At 67.9% G+C, this 24,259-nt stretch carries 18 protein-coding genes, 1 tRNA gene and 2 pseudogenes; 10 read left to right on the forward strand and 11 right to left on the reverse strand.

The features are described 5' to 3' along the window. Positions 1-6: 6 nt before the first annotated feature. The 4 genes from VHS75_RS05305 to VHS75_RS05320 all read right to left on the reverse strand — a co-directional run bounded on the left by VHS75_RS05305 (position 7) and on the right by VHS75_RS05320 (position 2,504). Positions 7-708, reverse strand: a complete 702-nt coding sequence (locus VHS75_RS05305; RefSeq protein WP_329637566.1) for a response regulator transcription factor — start codon at positions 706-708, stop codon at positions 7-9. An 11-nt stretch (positions 709-719) separates the two neighbouring features. Continuing rightward, a complete protein-coding gene (locus tag VHS75_RS05310; protein ID WP_329637567.1) occupies positions 720-1,154 on the reverse strand; it encodes a response regulator in 435 nt (144 codons plus the stop codon). Between the two features lie 172 nt (positions 1,155-1,326). Then, positions 1,327-1,479 (reverse strand): hypothetical protein, encoded by a 153-nt coding sequence (locus VHS75_RS05315; protein ID WP_329637568.1) that lies wholly within the window; start codon positions 1,477-1,479, stop codon positions 1,327-1,329. A gap of 29 nt (positions 1,480-1,508) precedes the next feature. Next, complete coding sequence (locus tag VHS75_RS05320; protein WP_329637569.1) at positions 1,509-2,504, reverse strand: helix-turn-helix transcriptional regulator; 996 nt, start codon at positions 2,502-2,504, stop codon at positions 1,509-1,511. Between the two features lie 75 nt (positions 2,505-2,579). Here VHS75_RS05320 and VHS75_RS05325 point away from each other — a divergent pair, with 75 nt between their 5' ends. Then, positions 2,580-2,864, forward strand: coding sequence for a hypothetical protein (locus tag VHS75_RS05325; RefSeq protein ID WP_329637570.1), 285 nt, complete (start codon positions 2,580-2,582; stop codon positions 2,862-2,864). A 137-nt stretch (positions 2,865-3,001) separates the two neighbouring features. Here VHS75_RS05325 and VHS75_RS05330 read toward each other — a convergent pair whose 3' ends face one another. Continuing rightward, entirely contained in the window at positions 3,002-3,373 is a 372-nt protein-coding gene (locus tag VHS75_RS05330) for a DUF6285 domain-containing protein (RefSeq protein ID WP_329637571.1), read from the reverse strand. Next, entirely contained in the window at positions 3,370-4,368 is a 999-nt protein-coding gene (locus tag VHS75_RS05335) for a phosphotransferase family protein (protein ID WP_329637572.1), read from the reverse strand. Before VHS75_RS05335 ends, VHS75_RS05330 begins: the two co-directional genes overlap by 4 nt. A gap of 117 nt (positions 4,369-4,485) precedes the next feature. Here VHS75_RS05335 and VHS75_RS05340 point away from each other — a divergent pair, with 117 nt between their 5' ends. Beyond that, entirely contained in the window at positions 4,486-5,790 is a 1,305-nt protein-coding gene (locus VHS75_RS05340) for an acyl-CoA dehydrogenase family protein (protein ID WP_329637573.1), read from the forward strand. 5 nt (positions 5,791-5,795) lie between these two features. After that, complete coding sequence (locus VHS75_RS05345; protein WP_329637574.1) at positions 5,796-6,131, forward strand: gamma-glutamylcyclotransferase family protein; 336 nt, start codon at positions 5,796-5,798, stop codon at positions 6,129-6,131. On the opposite strand, the gene VHS75_RS05350 is transcribed toward VHS75_RS05345, so the two are convergent. Next, positions 6,128-7,555 (reverse strand): Mur ligase family protein, encoded by a 1,428-nt coding sequence (locus VHS75_RS05350; RefSeq protein WP_329637575.1) that lies wholly within the window; start codon positions 7,553-7,555, stop codon positions 6,128-6,130. The genes VHS75_RS05345 and VHS75_RS05350 overlap by 4 nt on opposite strands. Before the next feature lie 313 nt (positions 7,556-7,868). Here VHS75_RS05350 and VHS75_RS05355 point away from each other — a divergent pair. The 3 genes from VHS75_RS05355 to VHS75_RS05365 all read left to right on the forward strand — a co-directional run bounded on the left by VHS75_RS05355 (position 7,869) and on the right by VHS75_RS05365 (position 9,972). Continuing rightward, positions 7,869-7,944 (forward strand) — tRNA-Asn (locus VHS75_RS05355). A 132-nt stretch (positions 7,945-8,076) separates the two neighbouring features. Next, complete coding sequence (locus VHS75_RS05360; protein ID WP_329637576.1) at positions 8,077-8,766, forward strand: response regulator; 690 nt, start codon at positions 8,077-8,079, stop codon at positions 8,764-8,766. Between the two features lie 156 nt (positions 8,767-8,922). Then, positions 8,923-9,972, forward strand: coding sequence for an AraC family transcriptional regulator (locus VHS75_RS05365; RefSeq protein ID WP_329637577.1), 1,050 nt, complete (start codon positions 8,923-8,925; stop codon positions 9,970-9,972). A 69-nt stretch (positions 9,973-10,041) separates the two neighbouring features. Here VHS75_RS05365 and VHS75_RS05370 read toward each other — a convergent pair whose 3' ends face one another. Then, a complete protein-coding gene (locus tag VHS75_RS05370) occupies positions 10,042-10,875 on the reverse strand; it encodes an alpha/beta fold hydrolase (protein ID WP_414694246.1) in 834 nt (277 codons plus the stop codon). Between the two features lie 386 nt (positions 10,876-11,261). Here VHS75_RS05370 and VHS75_RS05375 point away from each other — a divergent pair, with 386 nt between their 5' ends. Continuing rightward, on the forward strand, positions 11,262-11,525 hold the full coding sequence (locus tag VHS75_RS05375) for a catalase (protein WP_329637579.1): 264 nt from the start codon (positions 11,262-11,264) through the stop codon (positions 11,523-11,525). Positions 11,526-11,666: 141 nt separating this feature from the next. Continuing rightward, positions 11,667-13,834: pseudogene (katG, locus tag VHS75_RS05380) on the forward strand (catalase/peroxidase HPI). A 133-nt stretch (positions 13,835-13,967) separates the two neighbouring features. Here katG and VHS75_RS05385 read toward each other — a convergent pair. Continuing rightward, positions 13,968-16,505: an ATP-binding protein gene (locus VHS75_RS05385; RefSeq protein ID WP_329637580.1), complete on the reverse strand. Its 2,538-nt coding sequence runs from the start codon at positions 16,503-16,505 to the stop codon at positions 13,968-13,970. Between the two features lie 276 nt (positions 16,506-16,781). On the opposite strand from VHS75_RS05385, the gene VHS75_RS05390 reads away from it, so the two are divergent. Beyond that, positions 16,782-22,067, forward strand: a complete 5,286-nt coding sequence (locus tag VHS75_RS05390) for an ATP-binding protein (protein ID WP_329637581.1) — start codon at positions 16,782-16,784, stop codon at positions 22,065-22,067. A gap of 171 nt (positions 22,068-22,238) precedes the next feature. On the opposite strand, the pseudogene VHS75_RS23045 reads toward VHS75_RS05390, so the two are convergent. Continuing rightward, positions 22,239-22,742, reverse strand: a pseudogene (locus tag VHS75_RS23045) (ATP-binding protein); the annotation flags it as partial. A 203-nt stretch (positions 22,743-22,945) separates the two neighbouring features. Next, positions 22,946-23,260, reverse strand: coding sequence for a helix-turn-helix transcriptional regulator (locus VHS75_RS05395; protein ID WP_329637582.1), 315 nt, complete (start codon positions 23,258-23,260; stop codon positions 22,946-22,948). A gap of 395 nt (positions 23,261-23,655) precedes the next feature. Between VHS75_RS05395 and VHS75_RS05400 the strand changes: the two genes are divergently transcribed. Then, complete coding sequence (locus VHS75_RS05400) at positions 23,656-24,201, forward strand: hypothetical protein (RefSeq protein WP_329637583.1); 546 nt, start codon at positions 23,656-23,658, stop codon at positions 24,199-24,201. The last annotated feature ends 58 nt before the right edge of the window (positions 24,202-24,259 follow it).

Raw genomic sequence — 24,259 nt, forward strand, 5'->3', positions numbered from 1 at the left:
CTCGGATCAGGCGGCGAGCGCCTGGCGTTCCTCTGGCGCGTCGCGCAGCATGTAGCCGCCGCCCCAGACCGTCTCGATCTGATTGTCGCCCTCGGCGACCGCGGCCAGCTTCTTGCGCAGCTTGCAGATGAACACGTCGATGATCTTCACCTCCGGCTCCCGAAGGCCGTTGTAGAGATGGTTCAGGCACATCTCCTTGGTCAGAACGGAGTTCTTCCGCAGGGAGAGCAGCTCCAGCACCTTGTACTCGCTGGGCGTCAGGTGGACCGGCGTCCCACAGACCTCCGCGGTGCGGGTGTCGATGTTGAGCGCGATGTTGCCGGTGCGGATGATCGATTCCGAGTGGCCCCGGGAACGGCGCACCACCGCATTGATCCGCGCGGCCAGCTCGGCCTTGTGGAACGGCTTGGTGATGAAGTCGTCGGCGCCGGCGCCCAGCGCCTTCACCTTGGTCTCGATGTCGCCGGTGGCGGTCAGGATGATGACCGGGGTGCGGATCTTCTTGGCGCGGACGGCGCGCAGCACGTCCAGGCCCTCCATGTCCGCAAGATCAAGGTCGAGCAGCACCAGGTCGTAGTCGTAGACGCTGGTCAGTTCGATGGCGTCTTCGCCCAGATCAGTGGTGAACACATTGTGCCCCTCGGCCACGAGCTTCAGCTCGATGCTCTTGGCCGCCACCGGATTGTCTTCCACAAGAAGGATATGCATTTTCAGTCCCCTTACCCAGCTACATGATTGGAATTGTTGACAAGAAGTCGGCCCGCGAGCGCCAGCAGCTGCGACGTGCGGAAGGGCTTGGCGAGGACCTCGTCGGCCCCCAGATGCTTGGCCCAACTCAGGTAGTCGCGCCGCCCGCCCGGACCCGCGCCGGAGATGGCGATGATCTTCGGGGGCCGGGGCCGGCGCTTGATCTGCAGGATGGCGCCGATGCCCTCCATCTCGGGCATGACGATATCGGTGACCACCAGATCGGGCTTGTAGCTGTCCAGCGCGAGCAGGCCCTTGCGGCCGTTCTCGGCGGTGCGCGTCACGTAGCCGGCGGCGGTGAACGCCTGGGCCATCAGGCCCAGCAGGGCCGCGTCGTCATCGATCAACAGGACCCTGCCGCCGGGGCGGCGGTCGGGGTCTTGCGGGACGAGGCGAAGGGCGGGCATCGCGTTCGGTCTCAGCGGTTGACTTATGGTTAATGCTTTTAACCATGCTGATTCGAACGAATCACCCTGAGGCGACTACCTACGGGGTTTCCCGTATGGGTAGAGTAAGTAGAATCCCCTAGGCCAAGTGGCGGCCTCCGACGCGCCCACTCCGCCATAACTCACAATGAATTCAGGCTCTTTCCCGCCAGATGGCCAGCGCCAGGCGCGGGCGGATCAGGAACAGACCAGCCCACACCGCGAGCACGGCGAGACGCTTCAGGCCCCCGCGGCGCGGGCGGATCTGGGTTTCATACAACTGAGCGTAGTCGGCGATGACGGTCATTTCAGCCTCCACTTGCGATGAGGAGAGCTTTAGGAGGCCGCTACGACAGGTCCGGACGTATGAGTTCGGCGGGCGATATCGATCTGTTCGACCAGGGTCGATCGCAGCACGGGCGGGGCCAACACCTGCACCTTGTCGCCCCAGGTGAAGAGGTGCCAGGCCAGTTCCAGCATGCCGCTGGCCCGGAACCGCACCACCACCGAGCCGTCGGCCTGCGGCTCCACGCTCTGGTTGGCGTGGAAGCGCCAGCGCAGCGCGTCCTCCGCACCGGCCGGCGTCACCCGCAGCACCACGTCCTCGGTGTCGTCGTGGAAGATGCCGAAGCTCCGGTCGGCGTAGTCCTGCAGGGAGAAGCCGTGGGGCCGGACGGCGGCGCCCTCGGCCACCGCGACGTCGGCGATCCGGTCGAGCCGCCAGTTGCGCGGTCCCTGCCCTTCATCGGCCACCAGATAATTGGAGCGCCCGAACAGCAGGCCAAAGGGCGTCACCTCGCGCACCCGCCCGGGCGTAGCGCCGCCGGCGTAGCGGAACCGCAGGCGGCGCATGGAGAGCAGCGCCTCGCGCACCGCGCCCAGCACGGTCTCGTCCTCGAACGGCCGTGGGCCGGCCTGCACGGCGATGGTCTCGGCCTGCAGAAGGGCCTCAAGGTCGGGCGCCAGCTTGCGCCGGGCCGCCGCGCGGGTGGCCGACAGCACCTTGCGCTCCAGGGACTTCAACGCCCCGGCCCGCGCGCCCGCGCCCTGCTGGCTGAAGACCTCGGCGGCGGCGGAGAGCGCGGCCAACTCCTCCGCGGTCGGCGCCTGGAAGAGCCCGTCCAGGCCCGCGGGGATGCGAAAACGCCGGGCCGGCGGATCGTCGACCTCTTCCAGTTGCGGGAAGACGTCGCGCACCGCGTCGCGCATCCGCTCGGCGGTGCGCCGGCCGACACCCAAGCGCTCGGCCATCTCGTCGAGGGTCAGCCCCTCCGAGGTCGCGGCCAGCATCCGCGCCAGTTCGAGCAACCGGCCAGCCTTTTCGTGGCGCATCTGGAGCTACGTCCGATTCTGTCGTTGCGACCGATCAGACCTGAACGCGTTGAAACCCGCAACGGAGTTCAGGACATGGCCTACCGCACCTTCCGCCCCCGCCTCGCCGCCCGCCCGATCGAGGCGCCGACCTTCGAACGCCCCGCCCTGCCCGGCTCGGTGGTCGACGCCGTGCTGCGCTTCCACGACGAAGAACAGGATCAAGGGGCCGGCCGCACCCTGCTGCGCCTCAGCGAAAAGCGCCTGCGCGCGCCGGAAGTGAAGAAGGCCCTGGGCAAGCTCGCCCGCCGCGCCGCCAACGTCGCCATCCTGTGGAACGACGACGAGGACCAGATCATCCGCGTGCTGGAGGCGGCTTGAGCGTCTTCCCTTCCCGCGTCGCGGGAAGGGGGGACCATCGGCCGAAGGGCGGATGGTGGGAAGGGTAAGCCCCAGGCTCGGCGCGCCCGCTCTCCCTCTCCACCGTTCCCTCTTCGGGGAACGGTCCCCCTCTCCCGCTACGCGGGAAAGGAAGAGCTTCCCTCGTGCCGGTAGTTCGGCTGGTCGATGGCCAGCTGGTCGAGGACGTTGGCCTTCAGGGCGGCGAGCAGGCCGGGGGTCTCCGCGGTCATCTCGCCGGCCCGCAGGCGGCGGCAGAGGTCGGCGTTGAGGTCCTCGAAGCTCCCCCGGTAGTCGAGCAGGACGGTCAGCCGCTCCGTCGCCGCCGCTTCCGCGGCGGGACCCAGCGTCAGCTCGCGCCCGATCACGCCCAGCGCATTGGCCGACACCCGCGCCAGGAAGGCGTTGCGCGGATCGAGGCTCGGCCGCATCTCGTCGATCCAGCGGGCCACGGCCGTGGTCAGCTCCAGGGCCTTGGGATGGGTGATCACAGGCCGGCCTCCAGGAGGTTCACGAGGTCGATCTCGGTCTCCGAGACGCGGCGGCCGACCATCGGACGCTCCACCGAGGCCTCAAGGCCGCTGGCCCAGCTCTGGTACATCATCAGGCACATCACCCCCCACTTGAGCGAGCCAAGCGCCTGCCAGGTGCGCAAGCGCTTCAGCGAGACCGGCGCGCCGCCCGCCGCCTCGTAGCCCGCCAACAGGTCGGCATAGTCGCCAAAGCCGCCCACCGGACGGTCCGGGCGGCCGAACCGCCAGGAATTGACGCAGATCCAGCCCAGGTCCTCGGCCGGGTCGCCGATGTGCGACAGCTCCCAGTCGAGCACCGCGGCCACCCCGGTCGTCGGCGAGATCATCAGATTGCCGTTCCGGAAATCGCCGTGCAGCAGCACCAGGGACGCGGGCTCCGGCGCGTGGGTCTTCAGGTGCTGGAAGGCCAGCTCCAACACCGGCCGCTCGGCGCCGGACGAGCGATAGACCTCCTCGTAGCGGGCGAGCTCGCCTAGGAAGTCGGCGGACTTCAGCCCCGCCTGCGCTGGGGGCGGCGTGGCGTGGATCTGCGCCATGATCTCCCCGCATTGGCGCGCGAGCTGCGGCCGAACCGCGTCGAAGCGCGGGTCGGAGACGATGCGCCGGCCAAGCGTCTCGCCCGCGATCCGCTGGGTGACGTGGCACTCGCCCAGGCCGTCCTGGTCGTCGCACAGATGCACCAGCGGCGGGGCCGGCGCGCCGGTGTCCCGCACCGCGGTGATCAGCGCGGCTTCCCCCGACAGACTGATGGAGCGCGCCGTGTCCGGGTCGAAGGGCGCGGCGCGGCGGCGCAGGATCAGGTCGCGACGCGCCGCGCCGGGCGCCTCGACCGAGAAGGCCCAGGTCTCCATGCTTGCGCCGCCCGACAGGCGTTCGGCGGCAGCCAGCACCGCGCCCTCGCCGCCCAGCCGTTGAGCCAACCGCGGCAGGGCGGCCAGCACGTCCACGCTCATGACCCTACGTTATCCTCGAACCCACGCGATTTCGCCCGATGAGGCGGGCGTTCCGGCGGCTTGTAAATGGCCCAGTTGGGCTAAGGTCTCGTCAAAGACCGCTTCAGGGAACGCGCCATGGACTTCGATCTGCCCCCCGACCTTGTCGCTTACCTGGCCGAACTCGACGCCTTCATCGAAGCCGAGATCAAGCCGCTGGAGCAGCAAGACGACAACATGCGCTTCTTCGACCACCGGCGGGAATACGAGCGCACCGACTGGGAGGCCGGCGGCCTGCCGAAGAAGGAATGGGAAGCCCTGCTGGGCGAGGCGCGGCGGCGCGCCGACGCCGCCGGCCACCTGCGCTTCGGCTGGCCCAAGGAGCTGGGCGGCAAGGGCGGCACCCAGCTGGAGCTGGCGGTGATCCGCGAGCATCTCGCCGCCAAGGGGCTCGGCCTGCACAACGACCTGCAGAACGAGCACTCGATCGTCGGCAACAACCCCTTCATCCTGATGTTCAAGGAGTTCGCCACCAACGCCCAGTACGATCGCGATTCCGAGAAGCTGCTGGCCGGCAAGCTGCGCACCGGCTTTGGCCTGACCGAGCCGGAGCATGGCTCGGACGCCACCTTCATGGACACCACGGCGGTCCGGCAAGACAAGGACGGCCAGCCCGGCTGGCTGATCCGCGGCGAAAAGATGTGGACCACCGGCATGCACGTGGCGACCCACGTCATGGTCTTCGCCCGCACCAGCGGCAAGGACGGCGACGCCAACGGCATCACCTGCTTCATCGTCCCGGCCGACACGCCCGGGGTGAAGATCGAGGAGTACCTCTGGACCTTCAACATGCCGACCGACCACCCGCGGGTCAGCTTCACCGACGTCTGGATCCCGGAGGACAGCTACTGGGGCCAGATCGACCAGGGCCTGCGGCTCGGCCAGAGCTTCGTGCACCAGAACCGCATCCGCCAGGCGGCCTCGTCCTTGGGCGCGGCGGTCTACTGCATCGAGGAGAGTGTGAAGTACGCCCGCGCCCGCAAACCCTTCGGCAAAGCGCTGGCGGAGAACCAGGCGATCCAGTGGCCGCTGGTGGAGCTTTCCACCCAGGCCGAGATGCTGCGCCTCCTGATCCGCAAGACCGCCTGGCAGATGGACCGGATGGAGCACAAAGAGATCGAGCGGCAGATCTCCGACAAGGTCTCCATGTGTAACTATTGGGCGAACCGCCTGGTCTGCGAGGCCGCGGACCGCGCGATGCAGGTGCATGGCGGCATCGGCTATTCGCGGCACAAGCCCTTCGAGCACATCTACCGCCACCACCGCCGCTACCGGATCACCGAGGGCTCGGAGGAAATCCAGATCCGCAAGGTCGCCGCCTATCTGTTCGGCTACGCGGGGCCGAAGCGCCGCGCCTTCGCGGAACAAGGCTTGGAGGCCTGAGCGGCATGGGTGCGGAACACAGGCTCGCCGTCTACGGCACGCTGGCCCCTGGCCGCTCGAATCACGGCCAGCTCGCGGAGCTGGCCGGCGACTGGAGCCACGGGACGGTGTGCGGGACATTGCACCAAGCCGGCTGGGGCGCCGGTGAAGGCTATCCGGGTCTCACGCTCGACCCCGAGGGCGCGAAAGTCGCCGTGCAGGTCTTCACCTCGCCGGATTTGCCGAAGCATTGGGCGCGGCTCGACGCCTTCGAGGGCGCGGACTACCGGCGCGTCGCGGTGACGGTCACCGGGCCGGACGGCACGGAGATCGAGGCCTTCATCTACGCCGTCGGCGGCTAGGCCGCGGCCTGATCGCCGTAGAGGCGGTCGAAGACGGGCGGAAGGCTGTCCGGCAGGCCGAGCAACGGCCCGGACGACAGTAGCAACACGACCTCGTCGCCCTTGAAGCTTGAGAGCGCGCGCGTGGCCTCCTCGGCCGTGCGCGCGCCTTCGACCGGGATGCCGGTGGCGGCGGTGCGGGCTAGGATGTCCTCGAAGCTCGACTGATGGTGGCTGGCCGCGCCGTGGGTCGGCGGCGGGACGATCAGGACGCGGGCGGCGCCCTCGAACACCGTGTCGTACCAGGCGAGCGCATCGGCGCTGCGCCAGGAGAAGGTATGGGGCTCGAACACCACCGTCAGCGGCCGGTTCGGATAGTGCAGCCGCAGGGCTTCGATCGCCGAGCGCGCCTTCTCATAGGACGAGCCGAAGCCCTCGATCACCGGCACGGCCGAGCGGGTGGTCAGCCGGTCCAGCCGGCGGCGGATGCCGGCGAAACTGGCGACGGCGGCCTGCAGGGCGGTTTCGCTCACCAGGCCACGCTCCAGCAGATAGGCGCTGACCCCGACGACGTTTTCGATGTTGTGCGCGCCCAACAAGCTGGTGGTCAGCGCCAGGCGCTCGCCATCCGGCCGGACCAGGGCGAAGTGGGTGGTGTCGCCGAACGCCACCTCATCGGCCCACCAGCCCTCGCCCAAATTCGTGGAGGGGCGACCGGTGTCGTACCAGACGGTCCGGCAGCGGGCCCGGTCGGCGACGGCCCGGATCGCCGGATGCTCGCGGCAGACCAGCAGGCCGTCCGGCGGCAGGAGCTCCAGAAGCTGGCCGAACGGCGCCTCGTAGTCGGCGAAGGTCGGGAAGACGTTGACGTGGTCGTGGACCAGCGAGGTCAGCAGCACGTCGCGCGGATGGTAGAGCAGGAACTTCGAGCGGAGGTCGGCGGGGCCCACGATGTACTCATCGCCCTCCAGAACCACCTGCGGCGCGCTGCCCCAATGGCCGGTGTCCGGCAGGGAGGGCGAGATCGCCCCCACCATCCAACCCGCATCACAGCCCGATTCGCTGAGCACATGGGCCATCAGCGCTGTGCAGGTCGACTTGCCGAACGAGCCGGCCACCACCGTGTTGAGCCGCCCCTCCGTCGCCTGCCCCACCAGCTCGGGGAAGGTGGTGATCCGCACGCCGCGGGCCCGGGCCGCGACGACCTCCGGATTGGCCTCGCCGCCCAGCTTGGCGCTGGCGCCCAGCACCAGCACGTCGAGGCCGGCCGGCAGGTTGGCGGCGTCGAATCGCCGATAGAACGGAAAGCCCAGCCCCTCGACATAGGTCGACATGGGCGGGAAGACCTCCTCGTCCGACCCGGTCACCTGATGGCCGGCCTCGCGCATCATCAGGGCCGCCGCGCTCATGCCGGCCCCGGCGACGCCGGTGAAGTGGATGCGCATGCTGACGGCGCGCCCTTTCGTGTTCGTTCGGCCCCTGCCCGTCCACGACTAGCCTACTGGCGCGCCGCATCCAATCCGGGCGCGGCGCCGCATCGCCTTTCCGACGTCTTGCGAGCCCTCAAGGCTGTTAATCTTGGTTTAACCACGTCAGTCCACCCTTTGAGCGTCTTCCTTGAAGACACCCCACCAACACCGACTTTCATAGCCCGGCGCTCGCGCCGGGCTCTTTTTTCAGGTGCGGCGTTCAGAGGCTTTCCACCCGGCTTGCGCCGGATCGGTTGCCAACGTATACCCCCGCCCCTCGACGGCCTGATCCCGGATAGCTCAGCTGGTAGAGCAGTCGGCTGTTAACCGACTTGTCGCAGGTTCGAGTCCTGCTCCGGGAGCCATCGAGGAACGATACTGCGAACTTCGGGCGCCGCCGAACCTACGATCGGCGGCGATAGCGACCGAAGGAGACGCTCCGGCGTCCCGCAGATACGGATTTCCTCGTCAGAGACCTCCACGCGCTGGACGAGCGCTTGCACGTAGTGCCGGCGAAAACCGCCCCGCTCGTCTCGCAAACGCTTCCGCGCCTCTCGGGCAAACTGCGCCACAAGTTCCGGCGTCATGACATCGGGCTGCGCCGAACGACGGCCTTCCGCACGCTCCACGTCGGCTCGTGCCGAGTCACGGACTTGCTTCAGCTCGCTGATCCGGCCTTTCAGGTTGTCGTCCGAGAGGTCCATGACCCCGGCTTCAATGGCTCCGTAGAGCCTGGTGAGCTTGGCGTCGGCCTCGGCCGCTACCTTCTTCAGCTCTGCGAGGCGAGCGTCTTGCTTTGCGGCCTGGGCCTGCCGACGATCGATCAAGCCGCCGAGCAGCTCGGGGATTCATTGTGGATCTTCATGCATCTCGGCTGCGACGTTTCAACCGCGGACGACGGGATTCAAGCGCTCGCCGCAGCGAGCGTCGATGCATTCGATCTGATCTGCCTCGACCGGCATATGTCGGGCCTCTCCGGTGATGATGTGGTGTCCGGCCTGCCGCGCGATCAGTTTGTGCTCGCGTGGTCTACAGACCCGTTGAACCTGCCTCGCAGGTTCAACGGCGTCCTCTCGAAACCCGTCACAGCCGCCGCCGCTCAGGACGCCATAGCGCGCGCGATCGCCTGGCGGACAGCCTCGGCCCAGCGCGCGGCGCTGAAGCAGGCCTTCGCCGCCGCGGCCTAAAGGGAATGCTGCCCTAGGCGCCGTCCAGCTGCGGTTCTTGGGGGAATCCTGCTGGCGGGCGATGACCCTGCCCGTCACCCTCGCAGCGGCCCAGACCCTGACCTCGGCGGCCAAGGTGCTGCAACTCGGCAAGCGGGTGCAGATCAGCCCATCCTCTTGCCGCACAGCGCCATCAACAAGCGGGTCCAGGCCACGACGACAACGCTCGAGGCCCAGATCGTCTCCTACGCGGGCGAGGTCGCCGATCTGATCCCTGAAGGCAGCCGGCCGCCGCGGCTAACCGTTCATTCTGCAGACGGCCGTACCGGCAGACGCCTGGCGCGCCGTTGTCTCGGGCGTCGCCGCGAGGCCCTGTCCGCGTCTCGCGGCAAACCTCACAACTTCTTCCAACGCCTCATGCGCCGGAGCGCCGGGTTCGGGCCATGCTTTGACGTCGTCACGGCCGCGGCCTGCGCGAAGCTGCGGCGAGGCGGCGACCGCAACCGGCGTCCCATGCCGGCTGGCGAAAGCGAGGACCCGACTATGGACATGCGAAACCAATGGGAGACCGGTGTGGTCCTTGCGGAGCACACGTTGGCTGAGCTCCCCTCGCCCGCCGCCGGACCGTCGCCGCTGTCGATGGTCCTGACCCAACTTCTCGACGCAGCGGCGGACGCTTTCGACGTCGACCAGGAACGGTCGCGCGCCCTCCTGGGGCAGGCCCGCGTCTTGCTGCATTCGGGCGCGGCTCGGTACGCCCTGACGTCGCGGCCCCCGGCCCAGGCGGTGCTCGCGCCCTGGCTGGCCAAGCGTATTGCGCGGCACATCGAGGACAATCTCGATCGAGCCCTGCCGATCGGCGAACTGGCGGCGGCGGCCAGCCTGAGCAATGGCTACTTCACGCGGGCCTTCAAGGGAACGTTCGGACAGGCGCCGCATGCGTTCATCCTGGGCCGGCGGGTCGATCGCGCCCGCCGGGAAATGCTCGCTGGTCACGAGCCCCTGGCGCACATCGCCCTGTCCTGCGGCTTCGCCGACCAGGCCCATCTGGCCCGCATCTTCCGCCGCGCGATGGGCATCGCCCCCAGCGCGTGGCGCCGCGTCCATGGGGCTGCGAATCTCGAGCTGCCAGCAGGACCCTCGGGGCTGTGCCAGGGCCCTGAACAAGATCCGTCTTCGCCGACCTCGACCGGGCCGGCGCGCGACGCCGCGCCCTGGGACCTATAGGCGCGCACCGTGAGCGTGGGCGCCGAGGATGCGGCGCCTGACGGCGGGCGCGCCCTCGGCGGGCAATCCCTAGGCTTTGAAGAAGGCCAGTAGGTCGGCGTTGATCACGTCCGCATGGGTGGTGGCCATGCCGTGGGGATAGCCCTTGTAGACCTTCAGCTCGGCATGTTTGAGCAGCTTGGCCGCAAGCAGGCCAGCGTCTGCGATCGGCACGATCTGGTCGTCGTCGCCGTGCATCACCAGGACCGGCACATCGATTTTCTTCAAGTCGGCTGTGAAGTCGGTTTCCGAGAAAGCCTTGATGCAGTCGTAGTGGGCCTTGGCGCCACCCGTCATGCCCTGGCGCCACCAATTGTCGATGACGCCGGGCGACACCTTCGCGCCGGGACGGTTGAAGCCGTAGAACGGGCCGGCCGGAACGTCACGGAAGAACTGGGCGCGGTTGGCGGAGAGCGCGGTGCGGAAGCCATCGAACACCTCCATCGGCAGACCGCCAGGATTGGCCGCGGTCTTGAGCATGATCGGCGTCACCGAGCCGATCAGCACGGCCTTGGCGACGCGGCCGTTGCCGCCGTACTGGGCGACATAGCGCGCTACCTCGCCGCCGCCGGTTGAGTGGCCGACGTGGATGGCGTTCTTCAGGTTCAGGTGAGCGGCGAGTGCGGCGACATCGGCGGCGTAGGTGTCCATGTCGTTGCCCAGGTCGGTCTGCGACGAGCGCCCGTGGCCGCGCCGGTCGTGCGCGATGACCCGGTAGCCGTGTCTCAGAAAGAACAGCATCTGGGCGTCCCAGTCGTCGGCGCTCAGCGGCCAGCCGTGGTGGAAGACGATCGGCTGACCCGTCCCCCAATCCTTGTAGAAGATCTGCGTGCCGTCCTTGGTGGTGATCGTGCTGCTGCTCATGGTCTTGGCTCCTGACGGGGATTGTGAAGCGGCAGGCGCGGCCTGCGCGGAGGAGGCGACGGGCAGGGCCGCGGCGGCGGCCAGACCCAGCCCGGCGGCCATCACGCTCCGGCGAGACGCCTGATTGATCGAGCGGGTCATCGGTTCTCCTAAGGAGGGGGCGGTAGCGCGGACGGTTTCAGCCGAACCCAGCGCGGCACGCCTCCATGAGCGGGTCGTCCTGTTCCTGTCGTGGCAGCCCATCATGCGGACTACGGTGCGGCGCCGCTTGAAGCTTTGGCGCCTTCCTGAGGGCTGAAAATCTTCAAGCCGGAGTTTGCCGGTGGCGGCAGGATTGCGGATGCGAGCCGCTGATGTGCTTGCGGCGCCGCGATCAGGGGTCCCAGATGACTGAGAAGCCCACCCTCGCGACCACCGCCGGAGCGCCGGTCGCCGACAACCCGAACACGCTTACCGCTGGGCCGCGTGGGCCGGTGCTGCTGCAGGACTACCGACCGCCCGAGAAGCTGGCGCCTCAGAACCGCGAGCGGGTTCCGAAGCGGACCGTGCACGCAAAGGGCTGGGGCGCCGACGTGACCCTGACGGTCACCGGCGACATCACCCGCTACACCCAGGCCGAGGTGCAGGTCCCTGATTGTCATAGTTCATAGATTTGCTCGATCGCCAGCATACCGACAATCGATTTTACAACTGCGCAAGGTGCGCCTTGTGTATCAGGCGCGACGGGCGGTGCAGCGGGAGCCTGGACGCCCTTATCGGCGCCACACAAGCAAAGTGGATGGGAGTGAGAGATGGCGGACGATATCGCAGCCAAGTGCCCTGCAGCGCACGGAAGCGCTGGCCGAACGAACCGTGACTGGTGGCCGGAAACCTTGCGCCTCGATGGCCTCAACCAGCATTCGCCGCGCTCCAACCCAATGGGCGAGGCGTTCGACTACGCCGCCGAGTTTAAGACCCTCGACCTGGACGCGGTGATCGCCGACCTGCGGGTCCTGATGACCGATTCTCAGGACTGGTGGCCGGCGGACTTTGGCCACTATGGCGGCCTGTTCATCCGCTTGGCCTGGCATAGCGCCGGCACCTATCGGATCAGCGACGGGCGCGGCGGCGCCGGCGGCGGGCAGCAGCGCTTCGCTCCGCTGAATAGCTGGCCGGACAACGCCAACCTGGACAAGGCGCGCCGGCTGCTCTGGCCGATCAAGCAGAAGTACGGCCGCAAGATCTCCTGGGCGGACCTCTATGTCCTGGTCGGCAACGTCGCCCTGGAGTCGATGGGCTTCAAGCCTTCGGCTTCGCCGGCGGCCGGGCGGACACCTGGGAGCCGGACGAGCTCTATTGGGGCCCCGAGGGCAGCTGGCTGGGTGACGAGCGCTATAGCGGCGAGCGCCAGTTGCACAAGACGCTGGGTGCGGTGCAGATGGGGCTGATCTACGTCAACCCGGAAGGCCCAAACGGCAATCCCGACCCCGTCGCCGCGGCGCGCGACATTCGCGAAACCTTCGCCCGCATGGCGATGGATGATGAAGAGACCGTCGCGCTGATCGCCGGCGGCCATACCTTCGGCAAGGCCCACGGCGCGGGCGACCCGTCGTTCGTCGGTCCCGAACCTGAAGGGGCCGTCATCGAGGACCAAGGCCTCGGCTGGCGCAGCAAGCATGGGACGGGCATCGGCGCGGACGCCATCACCGGCGGCCCGGAAGTGACCTGGAGCCAGACGCCGACCAAGTGGAGCAACCACTTTTTCGACAACCTCTTCAAGTTCGAGTGGGAGCTGACCAAGAGCCCGGCCGGCGCCCAGCAGTGGCGGGCGAAGGCCGCGGCAGCCGATATTCCGGACGCGCACGACGGCGCCAAGACGCATGTGCCAACCATGCTCACCACGGACCTCGCGCTGCGGTTCGACCCGGCCTATGAGAAGATATCGCGGCGCTTCTACGAGCATCCTGACCAGTTCGCCGACGCCTTCGCTCGCGCCTGGTTCAAGCTTACCCACCGCGACATGGGCCCGATCCAGCGCTACCTGGGTCCACTGGTCCCGAAGGAGACGCTGATCTGGCAGGACCCGGTCCCGGCCGTGGACCATCCGCTGGTGGACGCGCAAGGCATCGCCGCCCTTAAGGCCAAGATCCTCGCGTCCGGCCTTTCCGTGTCGCAGCTGGTCTCCACCGCCTGGGGGTCGGCTTCGACGTTCCGTGGGTCCGACAAGCGCGGCGGCGCCAATGGCGCACGCATCCGCCTGGCCCCGCAGAAGGACTGGGAGGTCAACGATCCGGCCGATCTTGCCAAGGTGCTGCAGACGCTCGAGGCCATCCGGTCCGAGTTCAACAGCGCCGCGACGGGCGGAAAGAAGGTGTCGCTGGCTGACCTGATCGTCCTTGGCGGTGGTGCGGCGATCGAGAAGGCCGCGAACGACGCGGGAACCCACGCCGAGGTCCCCTTCACGCCCGGGCGCATGGACGCCTCGCAGGAGCAGACCGACGCGGACTCCTTCGCCCCGCTTGAGCCGGTCTCCGACGGTTTCCGCAACTACCGCAGCGGCGAGCAGTTCATGGCGCCTGAAGAAGCCCTGGTGGATCGGGCCCAGCTGCTGAGGCTGAGCGGACCGGAGATGACGGCGCTGATCGGCGGCCTGCGGGTTCTGGGCGCCAACGCCGGAGGATCCAAGCACGGGGTTTTCACCACGCGGTCCGGGACGTTGAGCAACGACTTCTTCGTCAACCTGCTCGACATGCGCACCGAATGGCAGCCGACTGACTCTGATCTGTTCGAGGGGCGGGACCGCAAGACCAAGGCGGCGAAATGGACCGGCACGCGTGTCGATCTGATCTTCGGCTCCCACTCCGGACTGCGCGCGCTCGCGGAAGTCTACGCCTGTGCGGACTCTCAGGAGAAGCTCGTAAAGGACTTCGTGGCCGCCTGGACCAAGGTCATGAACGCCGACCGCTCCGACTTGGCGTGACCCAGGCCGATAGGTCACTGGAGGCCAAAGACTGAAGGCCGGGGGAGCATTCGAGCTAATGCCGCCCAACGGCGCTTCCGTCTAAACGAGTCCCGCTCTAGGAGCGATCCTCCGTGCGGCACGCCTACCGTCTCTATGGCGCGCCGACGGCCGTTACGTCTGCAACCGCGTGGCCCCTGCTGGCCCTCAATCCCCGCACGAGCGCGCCGGCACGTTTCACGTCGCGGCTCGCGAAGCCTTCTGTGAACAAGTTGAGCGCCCCTGAAAGCAGCGCCAGGCTTTCCTCTTCGCGGTCCTGGCTGATCCAGAGCTCAGCCAGGCTCGTCGCCGCCCGCAGCCGCCACGCGTGTGCGCCTTGGCGCTCGGCGATGCGAAGCGCGCGATGCAGCAGCGCCTCCGCGGCGCACTCGCTGCCAAGGATCCGCTCGCGTTCGGCGCGCGCGCGGATGTTCTCCGCGAGGCACCAGCCGGCCAGCCCGGCATTGGCGCGCTCAATCGAGACGCCATTGAGCAGGGACGGCGAGATGACCGCCAGCTCGTCCAGCTGCCGGGGCTCGCGCGTCGTCAGGCGCAGACGGGCCTCAGCGGACCCTGGCGCATCTTCCAGGGTCTCCAGGGCGAGCTCGAAGGCGGCGGCCCAGGTGGCGTAGTAGTGATGACCGTGCTCATGAGCATGACGCGCCAGATCCGCCGTCCAGCGGGTCGCCGAAGCGATGTCGCCGGTCCACATCGCAAGCGGGCACGCGCCGCCCGCGAGCACATAGGCCATCGTGAAGGGCAGCCTGACGACTTCAGCGCGCGCAAGCGCCCGGCGGACGCGCGCCATGGCTTGGTCCGCATGGCCTTGCAGCCAGAGGATCCGGGCGAGCACCACGTCCACCACGGCCCGATGGTCAAGCTGGACGGTGGTGCTGATCGCGAACCGGCTGCGCGCGACCGGCATCTCCTCGATCGCCTCGGCGAAGCTCCGCGCGCGGGTCTGTTCGCCCAGATAGTGCAGGACCTGGGCCATGTTCCGTCGATAGATCTGTGCCGCCGCGCCGTCGCGGTCCGATCCCAGGGCCCCCTCCATCTTCTCGGCGTAGATCTTCGCGGAGTTGTAGTCCGCGCCGAGCATGAACTCGCCTGCCAGCGCCCAGGCGGCGCGCAGCTGGAATTCGGGAACGCCGACGCGCTCGGCGAGGGCCAAGGCCGCGAAAAAGTCCGGGTTGCCTTTCGCCGAGGGGCCCTGCTGCTGTACGAGCGCGTGGCCGCAGCCCAGGTGGAGCCGCATGGCCAACAAATCGTCGCCGACCCGCTGCTCGTCGATGGCGCGCAGCGCTTCGCGTGCGTGGCGAAGATATTCGCCGTCGGCGCGCACCTGGAACCAGACAGGCGTGGACAACACCGCCAGTTCGACGCCGATGGCCGGATCGCCCTCCGGTCCAAAGCACCAGGCCAGGGCGCTGCGGATGTCGACGATCAAGGGGGAGTAGCGCTGCAGCCATTCTCCGGCGGAAACCCTCTCCCAGTCCTCCTCGGCTGTTGCAAGTTCGCGGCAGCAGCGCAACGCATGACGACGGCGCGCCTCCCGCGCCCCGGCCCCAGATTGCAGGTGTTCCAGCGCGTAGGCCCGGGTGGTGTCCAACAGGCGATAGAGGACGGGCTCAGAGCTGACGTCGACAGTGACCAGGCACTTCGCCACCAGATCCGTGACGAGGAGCTCGGATCTGTGGAACGGCCAGCCCTCCTCCGCGCCGACGTCGTGCGCGGCCCCGAGCGAGAACCCGCCGGCGAAGACGGAAAGACGATGCAGCATGCATTGCTCGTCGGGCGACAGCAGGGCGTGGCTCCAATCGAGGGTCGCCCGCAGGGTCTGTTGTCGGGCGAGCGCCGTCCTGCGGCCGCGCGCCGAGAGGGCGAAGCTGCCGGCCAACCGGTCCGACAGTTCACGCAGGCCGATTCCATCGACGCGGGCTGCGGCGATATCGATGGCCAGGGGAATCCCGTCCAGTTTGCGGCAGATGTCGACGATCGGGCCCAGGCTCGCCTCGTCGAACTGAAAGTGCTCACTGGCGGCGGACGCCCGCTCGACGAACAGCTGAACCGAGGCAAAGGCGAAAGCCTCGTCGACGCTAAGTCGCCCCTCCACCGGCGGAAGCGCCAGGGGTGGCAGATGCTCAACCCATTCGTCGCGTGCTTGGAGAGCTTCGCGGCTGGTTACGAGCATGCAGAGCTTTGGAACGGACTGGAGAAGGCGCTCGGCCAGATCCGCCACCGGCTCCAGAACATGCTCGCAGGTGTCGAGCACGAGAAGCAGGTCGCGGCCGGCCAGGTGCTGCAGGATGGCCGGAATGCAATTGTCCGGCTTCACGCGGGCGCCGAGCGCGCTGGCGATCACCCCAGCGGCGAGGTCCGGAAGCGCGGCGGAACTGAGGTCGACAAAGACGGCGCCGTCGGCAAACAACGGGGCGACGCGGCTCGCGACCGCCTGTGCGACTGTGGTCTTGCCGATCCCGCCCGGACCAACGAGCGAGACGAGACGTTTCGTACGAAGGGCGACCGCAATTGCGGTCACCACGGGCTCGCGGCCAATCACCTTGCCAAGGCGTCCCGGCATACGCGACGGTGCCCAGTCGCTCAGCACGCCGGTCGGCGTTGGCCAAGAGCTCGCGGCGGTAGGCCCGACCATCACTCCTGCTCCAGTCGGCTGCGGTTCGCTCTATTTAGCCGCTCTTTCGAGCCGTGTCAGAGCAAACTGACGCTGCGGCAACCGGCGCGGCGCCGGGTCGCGCCGACGTCGTCGAAGGTTTCGCGAACAGACGCACCCGGTGGCGAGGTTGGTAGGTCTCGCAGCAGGATCGCCCCCGACGACAAACCCGGTAGGCCACAGGCTTTCGACATGACATTCAACAAGGCCCGGCGTTAGCATTGGCGGAACGAGGGTCCGCGTGAACACGAGTATCAGATGACGAGTCACTCGGCCGGCGACGAAGTCAGGGAATTCGGGCCGTTTCGGCTTCGGCTGGGTGAACGCCTGTTGGAGCGGGACGGCGTCATCGTACGGCTCGGCGGACGGCCTCTCGACTTGCTCGTCGCCCTGACCGCTCGCCCGGGCGAGGTCATCAGCAATGAGGAGCTCGTCGAGCAGATCTGGCCGCAGATGTTCGTCGATTACGCACGCCTTCGGTTCCACGTCGCCGCGCTGCGCAAGGCTCTAGGCGACGGTGTCGACGGCGCGCGGTACGTCACGAATGTGCCGGGGCGCGGCTATTGTTTCGTCAGCCCCATGGAGCAGCCCCCGCCGCTTCAGGAACTGCCGCAGGCCGGCTTGGCCCGCCAGTCGCCTGCGGTCCCGCCGCAGATCAGGCGCGTGGTGGGCCGCGACGGCGAAGTTGCGGCAATCGCCGCGCTCTTGGCGCTCCACCGCTTCGTGACCATCGTCGGCCCCGGCGGCATCGGCAAGACGACCGTCGCCATCTCGATCAGCCATGCCCATGCCGCGGACTATGGCAGCGTCTGCTTCGTTGACCTGGGCGCGCTCACCGACCCGAACCTCACGGTGAGCGCGATGGCCGCAGCTCTGGGGGTCGTCGCCAATTCCGACGACCTGCTGCCGAGCCTGATCGCGTTCCTGCGCGGCAAACGGATACTGCTGATCCTGGACAGCTGCGAGCATGTCATCGAGACGGTGTCCCGCCTGGCCGAGACGATTTTCGAGCAGGCGGGTGAAGTCCACATCCTAGCGACAAGCCGCCAGGCGCTGCGAATCGAGGGCGAACAGGTCCATCAGCTGGCGCCCCTGGACTGCCCGCCAACCAGCGATGCGCTGACGGCGGCCGAGGCCCTCAAATATTCGGCCGTGCAGCTGTTTGCCGACCGGGCGTCTGCGACCTCGGACCGGTTCGTCCTGCTGGACGCCGCCGCCCCGGCGCTGGCGCGCATCTGCTGCAAGCTCGATGGAATCGCCTTGGCCATCGAACTGGCCGCCGGCCGCGTCGACGCCTACGGCGTGGAGGGGGTCGAGGCCCTTCTGGACAGCCGGTTGAGCCTGGTGTGGGAAGGGCGGCGCACCGCCCCTCCCCGCCATCAGACGCTGAACGCGGCCCTCGACTGGAGCTACGACCTGCTCAGCGACCTTGAGCAGGCGATCTTGCGGCGGCTAGTCGTCTTTGCGGGCCCCTTCGCGCTGGATGCCGCCCAGGCGGTCGCCCAGGACGAACAGATTGATGGTGACCAAGTCGTCGAGGTCATCGCAAGTCTCGTCGGCAAGTCGCTGGTGATGTCCGGCGCCCATCCTGGCAAGCCCCGTTACCGGCTACTGGACACCACTTGCGCCTATCTGCGCGGAAAAACGACCGATGCCGGTGAAATCGCGTTGGCGGCTCGGCGTCATGCCGAGTTCTTCCGCGGCTTCCTGGGCCGGATTGGCACCGCGGCGGAGCCACTTTCGCCCTCGCGTGGGTTCGGCGCCTACAGCGAGCATCTCGGCAATGTCCGCGCGGCGCTGGAGTGGAGCTTCTCGGACCGGGGCGAGGTGGGAATTGGAACGGCGCTGGCCGCGGCCGCCGCGCCGCTGTTCCTGGAGATGTCTCTGCTGCCGGAATGCCGCCGTTGGACCGAGCGGGGGCTGGACGCGCTCGACCCGGCCGCGGCCGACCCACGCGTCGAAATGGAGCTTCAGGCTTCGCTCGGTCTGGCGCAGATGTTCACCGAAGGGAACGGCGCCGCCGTCCTCGACAGGCTCAATCGGGCGCTTGAACTGGCCGAGCAGCTCGGAGACCTCAGCTCACAAATGCGCCTGCTGGGGTGTCTCAATCAGTACCAGTCCCGGTCGGGTGATTTCCTGGAGGCCGTGCGCCTCGCCGAACGCGCCGTGGGTGTCGCCCGGCAGATGGGCGATCCGTGGAGCCTTACGGTGGCGGAATGGAGTTTGGGCGTCTGCCACCACATGGCGGGAGATCAAACCAGCGCTGTCCTACATTGCCGCAGCGCTCTGCAGCGGCCCACCGCCACCATGGCGCCGGACTACATGCGCCACGGACTGGATCACCGGATTCGCGCGCTTTGCGCCTTGGCCCGGGCGCAGTGGCTGTGCGGCGACGCGGACGACGCCGCCCAAACGGTGAGCTACGCGACGCGTGAGGCGGAGCGCATCGAAAACCCGCTCTCCCTGAGCGTGGCGCTGATGTGTACGGCCTTCGTGTTCCTCTGGATTGGGAACCTGTCAGAAGCCGAGGCGATCATTGAACGGCTGACCGCGCACACGAAGCGATTCTCGCTGACCCCATACCTTGCCGCGGCGATGGGTTTGCGCGGCGAGCTTGCGGTGCGCCGCGGCGAAGCGGCGAGAGCCATCCCAATCTTGACGGAATGCCTGCAGATCATGCGCTCCCAGCGGCACGGCGTGCTGACCTCGGTCGTCGCCGGCGACCTCGCCGAAGCGCTAGCCATGAGCGGGCGGCTCGACGAGGCGTTGGCCACGGTCGAGGAGGCGATCACCGAGATCCTGAATGTCGATACCTCCTACGATATGCCGGACATACTGCGCCTCAAGGGGACACTTCTGGCGAGGACTGGCGCGTCGAACCAAGCCGCCGCCGAAGCATGCTTTGAGCGATCGCTGGCCCTCGCGCGCCGGCAGGGGGCCCTGGGCCTGGAACTTCGCACGGCGATGGCGATCGCCCGCGTTCGGGTGGGCGAAGGGCGCTACGCCGCTGCCCGCGACGCGCTGGCCCCGGTCTACGCACGGTTCACCCAGGGCCTGGACTCCGTCGATTTGCGCGCGGCCCGCGAACTCCTCGACGCCTGCCGGATCGACAATCTGCCTCAGAAGCTCGGTCGGATGATCGGACGCCGGGAGGCGGCGGAGGAGATCGCCCGTTTGCTGCTCGCGAAACGGTTCGTGTCGGTGGTCGGGCCGGGCGGCATGGGCAAGACCACGGTCGCAACCTCGGTCGCCAACAGTTTGCTGCCGACGTTTGAAGGCAGCGTCTTTTTCCTCGACCTGGGCCAAATCGACGACGCAGCATTCTTGCCCGCCGCGCTCGCCGCGACTGTCGGCCTGCCGGACCAGGGCGAGGATGCAACGCCGACGCTGCTGATGTCCCTTCGGGACCGCAGAACCCTTCTGATCCTGGATGGATGTGAACCGATCATCGCTTCGGCGGCAAGCCTCGCGGAGCTGCTCTTCGAGAACAGCCCCGAGACCCACATCCTGGCGACGAGCCGGGAAACCTTGCGCGTGGACGCAGAGCATATCTACCGCCTGGAGCCTCTCGACACACCCCAGGAGACGGCCGGGCTGACCGCTGCGGCGGCTCAGTCTTACGCCGCCGTGCAGTTGTTCATGGAGCGAGCCTCATTGGTCGACGCGAGCTTCGCGTTGAGCGACGACGACGCGCCGAAGTTGGCTGAAATCTGCCGCAGGCTCGACGGAATGCCGCTGGCCATCGAACTCGCCGCCGGTCGCGTCCAGGCCTACGGGATTCACGAGATGGCCGAGCTCATCGATGAGCGGTTTCGGCCCCTCTTGCAGGGTCGCCAAACGGCCCTCCCCCGACACCAGACCCTGAACGCGACCCTCGACTGGAGTTATCAGCTACTGACCGACGCCGAGCGGTCGATGTTGCGCCTGCTTTCGATCTTCGTCGGCGGCTTCCAGCTGGACATGGTGCAGGTGATTGCGGGCGAGGCCCTCGGATCGAAGAGCGACGCTCCGGGCCTTGTGGCCAGTCTCGTCGCGAAGTCCCTCGTCGCGACGGAGACCCATGGAGCCGGCGTGGCCTATCGCCTGCTCGACTCGACCCGAGCTTACGCCGCGGCAAAGCAGGTTGAGGCTGGGGAACATCGAGCTGCGGCCCGGCGACATGCCGAGTATTACCGGGACGTCCTGGCCCAAGGGGGCCCCTTGCCCTTGGAGGGCGAGAAGCTCAGCAACCTGCGCGCCGCCCTTGAGTGGTGCTTCGATCGCTCCGGCGACGCCGCGTTGGGCGTTGCGTTGACGGCGCAGGCGGCGCCGCTCCTGCTCGAGACATCGCGGCAGGAATGCCTGCGCTGGGCCGAACGCGCGCTCGACGCGCTCGACGGGGCCAGTGTCGGATCCCGCGATGAGATGATCCTTCAGTCGACCTTGGGCCAAGCCCTGATGTTTGCGAGCGGCAACACCGATCGCGCCTGCGACGCCATCCGGCGTGGCTTGGCGCTTGCGGAGGCGCATCAGGACGACTTTCAACAGCTAAGTTTGCTCGGGGGTCTCCATCTCCACCACCTGCCCAGCGGCGACTTTCCCGCCGCCCTGGACTATGCCCAGCGCGCCAAGGTCCTGGCCGACAGATTGGGCGGCGAAGCAGAAATAAAGGCCGCGGCGTCGCTGTTGGGGGTCGGCTATCACCTCATAGGGGATCACAAGGCCGCGCACCGCCACCTGACGGCCGCGTTGTCGTCTGACCATGAGTCAACGCCCGCACCCCCCAATCTGTTCGGCTTCGATCACTGCAGTCGGGCGCGGGTCGCCCTGGCGCGGAGTCATTGGCTGCAGGGCTGTCCGGACCAGGCCGTGGGGGCCGCGCGCGAAGGCGTCGCCATAGCGGAAACGCGCCGAGACCCCGTTGGCCTGTGCATGGCCCGCATCGCGGCGGCTTGCATCTTCCTGTGGCGTGGCGACTGGGCGCACGCCGAAGAAAACATCGAACTCTTCACAGCCCACGCCGAGGAGCATTCCCTCGATCCGCTCCGCGCGACGGGGGTCTGCATGCGCGGCGAACTTCTGATCGGACAAGGCGACGCCAAGTCCGGGACTGTCCTGTTGAGCGAGGGCCTCGATGCGCTTCACCGCGCGCGTCACCAGATCCTCATCGCGGGTTTCATGACGAGCTTGGCCGAAGGTATGGCGCTCGACGGAAACCACCGCGACGCGCTTGAACAGATCGAGGCGTGCATCGTCTGGGAAGAGGTGAACGGCCAGTTGGGGAACCGGCCCAATGCCCTGCGCGTGAAGGGCGACATCATGGCCCAAGGTCCGTCGGCCGACCAAGGGGAGGCCGAGCTCTGCTACACTCGCGCCTTGGGCGCTGCGCAGCGACAAGGCGCCCGCAGTTGGGAGCTGCGCGCCGCCAACAGCCTCTCCGATCTTTGGGCGCGGCAAGGCCGATCGGCCGAGGCCCACGATATGCTGGCCCCGATCTATGCGCAGGTCACAGAAGGTCGAGACACCTGCGACCTGATCCGGGCCAGGGCGATGCTGGACCTCTAGGCTCCGCGCGCCGCGTCCTGACCTGCGCAGGTTGGCCCCAAAGGATCGAACGTCGGGAACGAGAGCAAAAGCGGTGACGCCATCGGGCATGAAGCACCAGTTGACGTCGCCGCCCAGTTCCTGGGCCAAGCGCACGACAACCCCGCGCCCCCGCGAGATTCCGGGGTCTGACGACGCAACGCCGTTGTCGGAAACCCTGCAGCGAGCCTCGGGGTCGCGCCGTCGAACCTGAACGGTGATCGTGCGGCCGCTGGTGTTGCAGCCGTGCCTGATCGCGTTGGCGAAGAGTTCGGAGACGATAAGCCCTACCCGCCAACACCGCTCCGGCGCCAGGTCAATGTCTTCGTCGACCAGCTCCAGCCTCATGCCGTGCTCGGCGAGGCAAGCGGCCGACAGGGCCGCACAGAGGCGCGCCAGGTACTCCCCCAGATTGAGCGAACCTCGCGCTGCTGGCGGCTGAAGGGCGCGGTGCGCGTCGGCTTGCGCCCGTAGGCGGGCCGCAGCGCGTCCGAGCGCGGCGCGCGCGCCATCATCGACGAGACGGGCGCCCTCGGAATCGATCGACCGGATCGCGACGGCGTATTCGTTGATGACCCGATGCGTGATCTCTTCGATCAGGAGGAGCGGCACGGCGCCCTGGGCGAGGGGCTCCGGCGAGCCGAGGGTGACAGACATTGGCGGCTCCCTCCCTGGCCTTCGAGCCGGCCTTCACCACCGCTCAGCGTGAAGCGGTGTGCGATCCCTCGTTAGGGGACATCGCGCTGGCGCTGGGTCACGGCGCTGGAGCCTTCCCCCCAGAGGATATCCGTCCCTGCGGCGGCGCTGCGCTTCCCGCCGCGCGCCGACGACGTCGTCCGGTCGGGATCGCGGGATGTCCATCAGCCCGTCCTCAGCAGCCCCAGGAGTTGGCCGTGCAGCACCGCTTGCGCCCGCCGGCTCACATCGAGTTTGATGAAGATGTGTTTGACGTGGGACTTGATGGTTTCGGGCGAGCTGCCGAGCTCGCGGGCGATCTCCTTGTTGGAACGCCCTTGGCCAATTTGCGCGAGGATTTCCCGCTCCCGCGGGCTGAGCGGGGTCCCATCGTCTCCGCCGTCCGGCGACCAATATGAAGCCGCCGCCATCGCTGTATCGACGGTTGTGACACCAACCTGTCCCACTGCGTGTTGCATCATGTCCTCCAGCTCGGTCACCCGCATCTTGTCGCGGAGCCCGCCATTCGAAGTGACAGAAGTTGTAAGAACCTATGAGGCGCCGCGCCGCCGTCGTAGGAAAGACCCGCGCCCCCCGAACGGGTGATAGACGCAGCAAGGCTGCGGTCGCACTCTCGACCTGCACGCCGGGCCGACATCGCAGCCCCCAAGTCGATAGCCCAGGATCCGCCTCAGACTCCCCCCGCGCGGACCGAGCAGATGCCGGGTTCCGGCGTGCGCCCCGCCCGCAGACGTGCGGACCGATCGGACTCCCCTGGAGGTCACCAGGGGCGCGACCGAAGTGAGCGCAAGGCCAGTCACCGACGCGAGATGCGCCGTCATCGAACCGTCAGTCGCCACCAGACAACCCGTTTCGGAGTCGCATGATCGCGCCCTTGAATCCCTTCGCCGGCGTTATTGTCGGGGCGGTTCTCGCCACGGTCGGCGGTTTCCTGTCGACACAGGTCCAGGCTGTCCTTGACGGGCGTCGCCGGCGCCGCAATGCGGCCCTGCTTTGTGGCGAGGTGCTGGCGGCGATCGAGCGCATCCTCACCGCGGCCGAGCCCCACCATCACGACCGCGCAAGATTTGGCCCGGTCACCCTGCGTCTTCTCCGTGCTGCGCGTCGCGAGGTCGACGTCTACGAACGCAACCGGGAGCATATGTTTGATCTTCCGGACGCAGACCTACGGGCAGGCGTTCATAGCTTTGTGGTGCGGCTGTCCATCCCGCTCGACCGGCTCTTCGACGACTTCGAACGCTATTCCGCGATCTATGCGACGACCGGCGAGGCGACCGCCGAGGCCTTGAAACTCAGCGACGATATGGAAGAGGTCTTCAAGGTCGTTTACGAGAGCACCCTGCAGATTCCCGGCCTCCTCAGGCGCCTCAAACCCTTGGCGGGATATGGATTTGAGGCCTACAGCCGGTTGGAGACCTAGCCGATCCAAGGCCGCGGCGAGGCTTGTGTCTGTCCCGTGCGGGACACGGCCCCGCGCC

Origin of the sequence: Phenylobacterium sp. (assembly GCF_036264965.1) — a bacterium.
Lineage (GTDB): Bacteria > Pseudomonadota > Alphaproteobacteria > Caulobacterales > Caulobacteraceae > Phenylobacterium.

Coding starts and splice junctions, on each gene's coding strand:
- VHS75_RS05305 (WP_329637566.1), bottom strand. CDS start 708: ATGCATATCCTTCTTGTGGAAGACAATCCGGTGGCGGCCAAGAGCATC.
- VHS75_RS05310 (WP_329637567.1), bottom strand. CDS start 1,154: ATGCCCGCCCTTCGCCTCGTCCCGCAAGACCCCGACCGCCGCCCCGGC.
- VHS75_RS05315 (WP_329637568.1), bottom strand. CDS start 1,479: ATGACCGTCATCGCCGACTACGCTCAGTTGTATGAAACCCAGATCCGC.
- VHS75_RS05320 (WP_329637569.1), bottom strand. CDS start 2,504: ATGCGCCACGAAAAGGCTGGCCGGTTGCTCGAACTGGCGCGGATGCTG.
- VHS75_RS05325 (WP_329637570.1), top strand. CDS start 2,580: ATGGCCTACCGCACCTTCCGCCCCCGCCTCGCCGCCCGCCCGATCGAG.
- VHS75_RS05335 (WP_329637572.1), bottom strand. CDS start 4,368: ATGAGCGTGGACGTGCTGGCCGCCCTGCCGCGGTTGGCTCAACGGCTG.
- VHS75_RS05340 (WP_329637573.1), top strand. CDS start 4,486: ATGGACTTCGATCTGCCCCCCGACCTTGTCGCTTACCTGGCCGAACTC.
- VHS75_RS05345 (WP_329637574.1), top strand. CDS start 5,796: ATGGGTGCGGAACACAGGCTCGCCGTCTACGGCACGCTGGCCCCTGGC.
- VHS75_RS05350 (WP_329637575.1), bottom strand. CDS start 7,555: ATGCGCATCCACTTCACCGGCGTCGCCGGGGCCGGCATGAGCGCGGCG.
- VHS75_RS05370 (WP_414694246.1), bottom strand. CDS start 10,875: ATGAGCAGCAGCACGATCACCACCAAGGACGGCACGCAGATCTTCTAC.
- VHS75_RS05375 (WP_329637579.1), top strand. CDS start 11,262: ATGACTGAGAAGCCCACCCTCGCGACCACCGCCGGAGCGCCGGTCGCC.
- VHS75_RS05385 (WP_329637580.1), bottom strand. CDS start 16,505: ATGGTCGGGCCTACCGCCGCGAGCTCTTGGCCAACGCCGACCGGCGTG.
- VHS75_RS05390 (WP_329637581.1), top strand. CDS start 16,782: ATGACGAGTCACTCGGCCGGCGACGAAGTCAGGGAATTCGGGCCGTTT.